Here is a 6,853-nt window from a genome sequence, read left to right as displayed (position 1 = left end):
ACCTACAGCCACGGTGACACCGCGTTTGCCGACCAGTTTCTGAAGGTCTTTACGCGGATGGCCAAGGCGCAGTGGAAGACCCAGCAGAAGGCCAGTCTTTCGGCCCGTAAAGTGACCGACCATCTCGAGGAGCATGGCGATATGCTTGACGACCTCAAACGTCAGCGGGCCACGCTCGAAGATCGCAACGAGCAGATGCAGCGATTCTTGCTGGAGGTCATGGATCTAATTACCGGATTTCATCAGACGGCCCACGCTGGGGACAACGCAGAAATGCAGGGCGCGGCCAATACGATGAATCAGGCGCTGCAGTCCAGTATGCAGAAGATCGGCCTCCAGCGTATTCCAGCTGTCGGCGAAGTCCCCGACGCCGTTTATCATTTCGTGTTGGATACGACAACGCCAGACAATGAGTCACAACAGGGCCGCATCATTGAGGTGGTGCAGCCCGGGTATACCCTCTACGGCGACGTGATTCGGAAGGCGAACGTCATCGTCGCCAAATAGCACCGTATCACTATAGGCCCATAGCTATCTGGGAAGTGTCTTGGGCTTCGTTCCTTATACTCGCCTATTCTCTTTCTCACAACTATTCAAGCTATTTATGGCGTTTGTTGGCATTGACCTCGGCACCACCACCTCTGAAATTGCGATCTACGAAGATAGCGGTCCGCGCATCGTCAAGGACAGCCGTGGCGACGAAATCGTCGATTCCTACTTCGGCTTCGATCCGAAGACCAAAAACCCCATTGTCGGAAGCCGCGTCCGGGCGATGTTTCAGTCGGATCCGGAACTGGCTGTTGGTGAAGTAAAGCGGCAGATGGGCGATGACGTGGAGCTTCAGGTGGGCGACCAGACATACACGCCCCCTGAGATCTCTGCGCATATCCTGAGGCACCTGAAGCAGTCGGCGGAGGAGCAGCTGGATGAAGACGTCGACCGATGCGTCATTACGGTCCCGGCAAACTTTCCGGATCCAGCTCGCCGCGCGACCCAGCAAGCCGGCGAGATCGCCGGTATGAAGGTCGCGCGGATCATCAATGAGCCGACCGCTGCTGCGTTGGCCTACGGCCATGCGGAAGGTATCGAAGAAGAACATGTCATGGTGTATGATCTTGGTGGCGGGACTTTCGATGTTTCCATTGTGGAGTACATGGGCGATGTGCTGGACATCCTCGCCTCCTCGGGAGACCCGGACCTGGGAGGCAAAGACTTCGACGCGGCCCTTCTTGAGCATGTCGCAGACCGGTTTGAAGACGAGCACGGCATTGCCATCGAAGCAGACTCAAGTAACTACTACCGCCTGCTTTTTGCCTGTGAGGAGGCGAAGAAGGAGCTTAGCTTCAATAAGCGGACATCCGTCACCATTCCGTTTTTTACCGTGAAGGATGGACAGCCGATCAACCTGGACGTCGAGTTACGGCGTTCGACCTTTGAGGAGATGATCGGTCCGATGATCGACCGCACCGAACAGGCTATGGAAAAGGCGCTATCGGATGCTGATCTTGGTCCCTCTGATATCGACCGGGTCATCCTCGTCGGCGGAAGCACGCGTATCCCATATGTAAAGCAACTGGTCGAGCGGGTGATGAACCAGAAGGCGCTCTCCCACATCGACCCTGATAAAGCCGTGGCACTTGGAGCCGCTGCCCAGACGGCGATTGTCGACGGGACTTCCGAGCAGATCGTGATGGACGTGGCCCCACTTTCGTTTGGTACGTCGGTTATGGAAAACGCAGCGGGCGCCGTCCGCGCGGGGCGCTACTCCGAAATTATTCCCACCAACGGGAAGGTCCTCCGTCCGCATCAGGAAGAGTATTCCACGGTCATGGAGGATCAAGAGATCATTGACTTCCGAGTATACCAGCGCGACTCGCTGTCTGATGCCAATCAGGCAGAGATTGAGGGCGAGCCCAATGAAAAGGAGGGGTTCACGTTGGTTGGCCGCAAAGAGATCGACGTACCGGCCGGACCCGCCGGACAGAAGGTCCTGACTACATATGTCTATAACCCGGACGGTATGATCGATATCACGGTGGAGTTTCCAGCGACAGGGGAGAAGCATACGTTTCAGGCCCATGCAGGCCTGGATGAAGCGCAGATCGCAGCCTCGAAAAAGAAGCTGGACGACGCCTGGAAGCAGTCGGAGCATTTGGAGAAGGTGGAAGCACTGATTGAGGCTGCCGAGCGGGAACTGGCCGACGGATCTGTACCCGCCGAGAAAGAGGAGCGCCTCCGCAGTATGATGGATGACCTCAAGCGAGCCCTGGCGGCTAATGATGAGAGCCGCATCGACACGTTGGAAGAAGAGATCACCGACTTGCTGTTCGAACTGGACTTTTAAGAGGAGGCTGAGGTGCTTCTCATGACTTCCGTTCCCCGTTTGCCTCCTTTCTACATCACGTATGCCGTACGAACTGCTCCGCCTCAACGATCATCCTGTAGCCGTGCCTTCGCGCTGGAGTGGGGACGAGCGGGCCGAGCCTGCACTGAAGGCCTTGCTGCAGGCCGCAGCGCCCTATTACAACCGGGCTCTGCAGGCGCATGCTGAAAACGATGTTGGAGACGCCCTACGGTCCATTGAGAATGCACTTCGGCTGTTTCCTTACAGCTTGCCCGTTGTGGAAGCCAGCATTGCCGTGGCGATCCGTCATGGCCTATTCAACGAGGCGGCGGCCCGGCTTCGGTGGGCCGTAGAGACCGATATGACGACTGAGTGGCCTGACTATGAAGCCACGCTCGATGAGGCGGTGACACGATGGAATCTGTTCGTCGACGACACCGATGCACTGCGGGCGCATTACCAGCAGCCCGATGCGGACGTGTGCTACCGTGAGCTGCTTCTGCTGGCCCGTCGTCTGGATACAGCCTCGGAGAGAGCCATCACCGATGCTGAGCGCAACCACCTCACCGCGTTTGACATAGTCGTTCCGATGACTCTGCCCAGTCCGGACTCACAGGAGACAGGTCTCCCGAAGAACACGGAAGAGAAGGATGTACAACCAGATGAGGCGGAGGGGACTGCTTCATCTGACTCACCAGCGCCCCAAGGCTCCTCTGATACGCATGAGGAACCTACTCGTGCAGAACCTACTCGTGAGGCAACGCCCAAGGGCAGGCAGCGCCAGACTGTGGTGGCTGCTGGGATTGCCGCTGTCATTGGGATTCTATTAGGCATTGGGGGGATGTGGGCCAGCGTGGGAGAAACAGGTCCGCTGAGCGAATCAGCCTCGTCTACGCCTGAGACGAACGCGCCGCAGACATCTCCCCAAGGCGCCCCGAACGGCCAAGACCGCTCAGCGGCTCCTGTCGCGTTGCAGACCACAGCGACGCTTTCTCAGGCGCAACTTCACCTGCTTCAGGATGATCCGCTGGCTGCTCACGCCTCGCTTGACACGCTCAGCGTACAACGTAGCGACATGGCACAGCAGGTCAAGGCCGACTTGAAGGCCGCTGTAAATCAGGCGCTCTACGACATGGGCATTGCAGCGTGGGCACAGGGCGACACCGGCACAGCCCTTCAGATGCTCCGCCGTGTTGCCCACGTTGACGTGGGCACACCCCAGGACCGCCTTTATGCATTGGGGATGGCTGCCGATCGTGAGGGGGAGCCGTCGGTTGCCGTTGATGCGCTTACGCGCTTGCAGGAGTATATAACGCCTGCTTGGCCGCACTACGACGCCCAGGCAGCTTATGCGCTTGTTCGCCTCTTGCCCGACGACGAAGCCCGCCCTTATGCGGAGCGCATTGCCACGCGGTACCCGAACACCATCTACAACAACTCGGTGGTGCAAGCTCATCTCTGAGCAGGTTCGCTACCTCCACTCGACAATTTATTTTTACTGATTTACGTACCCATCCATGTCAGATTCAGCGACGCACTACGAAGCCCTTGGTGTTGCCGAAGACGCTTCCGAGAAGCAGATCAAAGCAGCCTTCTATAAGAAGGTGCGAAAGCACCCGCCGGAGCAAGACCCCGACGGCTACAAAGCCATCCGTGAAGCCTACGATGTGCTCTCAAATCCGGTCGCTCGGAAAGAGTACGACAACATGGCCGCGTATGGAGACGAGATCAAGCAGCTGGAAGACGAAGCAGAGGATCTGCTCAGCCAGGACCCGCCACAGGTAGATGCGGCATTGAAGAAACTCAAGAAGGCGGTAGTGCTGGGCCCAGAGATTGGGCTTCTTCGCAATCGGCTTGGAGATGTGCACTACATGAACGGGGAGTACCAGAAAGCTCTGGTGCAGTTTAACAAGGCCATTGATCTGGACGGCTCCAATCCCGCATACCGTTTGAGCAAGGGCCATGCCCAACGCGAACTCGGACGCACGCAGGCCGCCGAACGAACCTTCCGCACCGTTTGGGAAGAGGATACGGGCGACTACGCGGCAGCTCGTGCGCTGGCCGGCGTGCTGTTTGACCAAGAGCAATACGAAGATGCACACAGTGTCCTGGATACCGCTATCTGGGAGGACGGGAAGCTTGACTTCGAAGACTTCTTCTGTTACTACGACAAGCTACGCTACTACGTCCTGCAGGGACAGACAGAGAAGCTCAAAGAAGAGATGGAGATCGTCGCTGATCTGCCCGAGTCAAGTGAGGATCGGCAGTTTGCGGCGTTTATGCTCGGGCAGTCGGGGTTTCAGTTGTACGAGCTCAACGCGTTCGACTTAGCGCATGAGTTTATGGACGTTGCGACTAACCTCGACCCGGATAGTGAATTGCTGCAGGATCTGGCAGAGCACGTCTTCGGGTTGCGCGGGCTGCAGAAAGAACTGAACGCCATCATGGAGTCCGATTGGGCGCATGAGTATGTAAAACAGATCATGGCTCTGTATTACACACGGGCCGTGGATGAAATACCGCAGCATGAGTTCGAGCAGCGGATGGAGACGGGAATCGATAACCTGGAGATGGTGATGCAGGTTGATCCCGATAGCAGTGAGATCAAGCGTTCATTACGTCGTATCCGTCGGCAGTACCCCGAGGCGTATGGCCTTAACGAAAGCCTTTTTGACGCAATTCTGTCGCTACCGGACGCGGAAATGTTTGCCGGGGAGTGTCCATACTGCCAGGATACCATTACCGCGCACAAACAGCAGAACCGAGGCGCAGGCCACTGCCCAAACTGCAACCGAGAGATTCGATTTACCGGGTCGGCGTACAAAAAGCCGCGCTCATCGTCCCGGAGCCAATCGTCCCAAAGCCAATCATCCCGAAGTCGTCCTTCACAGCAGACGCCCTCTCAGCGGACTTCCTCTCGGAATCAGTCTTCAGGCCGTAGTTCCACGTCTTCTGCTTCGGGCACACACAGTTCCTCTGATGCACCGGGTTCTCGAGAAGACTCTTCAGGACCAGAACGGGCATACGAGAAATGGACTGATGAAGAAGAGAAGCAGCTTGTCAATTGGAAAGCGGGCGGCATTTCTCTGGACGAGATTGCCAGTAGGTTGAAGCGGAGTAAATCAGCCGTAAGATCCAGACTCAGAAAGGTCGACTCCTCAACAAAAAAGTCTGATGGCGCTGGTGAAGAGCGGAAACAAGATCCAATCTCATCATCTGGTACTGCATCGCAGTCTACTGAGTCGGAAAGCAGCTCTTTAGCAGAAGGGCTCTTAACCGCTGTAGCACTCTTTATAATGTTCCTCGTCTTCCTTACGGGATGTTAATGAGAAAATACTGTAATTGCTTGTGTGTCAAATAGAGGTCATAAACACACAAATCTTTAGGTTTAAATTATCAAAATTTAAAAGTTAAATGAGAATCTTTAAGTTTTTCATATCTATACTTATTGGAATTAGTCCTTCACTACTATTGCTGGCCTGGGCAAAAGAAGAGAATTGGGGGCAAGCTATCGTAGTGTTGATGGCTACCTCATCTTTGTTTTTTATTCCTGTCCATATTGTTCATTCCGGAATTGCATATTTTTTAATAGATATAAATTTGTTTTATACACATCTGTCGCACACTGGCATAAATGCTCCGGATGCAAATTTTACAGAAATGACGCTTTACCTGACAATTTTCTCCGCCGCCAGCGCTGTAATGGGATTTATTGGCGCAAAATCGGACGAAAACTCGTGTCTGTGGGTAATGGCGGGAGTATTGCTGACACCGTTTTTTACTCTCGTTATATTACTTTCAAAGTTTAACTACGACATAGAAGCAATTAAAAAAGAAATTGAGTCTTCCGATAGTTCTATCTCCTCCAGGTCGCGTTCGGACTCTCGTACGTCCCAAGACATTAACTATACATACTTTGCTGATTATGAGGAAAACCCATCATTCTTTGGGTATCGTGGACGCATCGGACGGCAGTCGTATGTTCTGCTTCTACTTGCCTTTGTTTCTGCTAGCGCATTTGCATTTGGGATAGAGGTAGCAACAGGACACACTATGGTGACAGGTCTTATTGTCCCAATCATATCTATTTTAATTTCTTTTCCAGTAGTAAAGCGTCTCCACGATCTTGGGATGTCAGGCTGGTTTTTTTGGATTGTAATGGCTCCATTATTCAACCTTTTATTCTTATTGTTTATAGCTATTGTACGGGGTATCGACAGTCCGAATCAGTATGGGCCTCCTCCGTCATGACACAAGCTATCAACTCCGCAGCGCTCGAGACCATCATATAGAGCGGTGCGTCCTACTGTAATGGACGTCTTTGTGTACTGATCAGGAGTTGCTGGATTTTACACACGACCAAGCACACCAAAAGGTTACGACAACCCGCACGCAGTTTGAAACCATTCCCCGTGTAACACCGCCCGTTGTCCCCACACACAAGTCATGCGTGTGCGTTCTCTACGAACAGGTGTGTCTATGTGTCGTCCGGCGGTTCCTTCAGGGTGG

At 54.2% G+C, this 6,853-nt stretch carries 5 protein-coding genes; all 5 read left to right on the top strand.

Going from position 1 to position 6,853, the window contains the following annotated elements:
• Nucleotides 1-507, top strand: a 507-nt coding sequence (locus PPP56_RS08370; protein WP_353563590.1) for a nucleotide exchange factor GrpE, incomplete at its 5' end; no start/stop codon positions are given.
• A gap of 97 nt (nt 508-604) precedes the next feature.
• Nucleotides 605-2,344, top strand: a complete 1,740-nt coding sequence (locus PPP56_RS08365; RefSeq protein ID WP_353563589.1) for an Hsp70 family protein — start codon at nt 605-607, stop codon at nt 2,342-2,344.
• A 61-nt stretch (nt 2,345-2,405) separates the two neighbouring features.
• Nucleotides 2,406-3,806 (top strand): tetratricopeptide repeat protein, encoded by a 1,401-nt coding sequence (locus tag PPP56_RS08360; protein ID WP_353563588.1) that lies wholly within the window; start codon nt 2,406-2,408, stop codon nt 3,804-3,806.
• Between the two features lie 55 nt (nt 3,807-3,861).
• Nucleotides 3,862-5,670, top strand: coding sequence for a J domain-containing protein (locus PPP56_RS08355; protein WP_353563587.1), 1,809 nt, complete (start codon nt 3,862-3,864; stop codon nt 5,668-5,670).
• 88 nt (nt 5,671-5,758) lie between these two features.
• On the top strand, nt 5,759-6,595 hold the full coding sequence (locus PPP56_RS08350; protein ID WP_353563586.1) for a DUF805 domain-containing protein: 837 nt from the start codon (nt 5,759-5,761) through the stop codon (nt 6,593-6,595).
• The last annotated feature ends 258 nt before the right edge of the window (nt 6,596-6,853 follow it).

It is taken from the genome of Longimonas sp., from assembly GCF_040409695.1.
In the GTDB taxonomy this organism is placed as follows: Bacteria; Bacteroidota; Rhodothermia; order Rhodothermales; family Salinibacteraceae; genus Longimonas.
The sequence above is the reverse complement of the archived record's forward strand: the minus strand, read 5'-3'. Positions and strand labels throughout refer to the sequence as shown.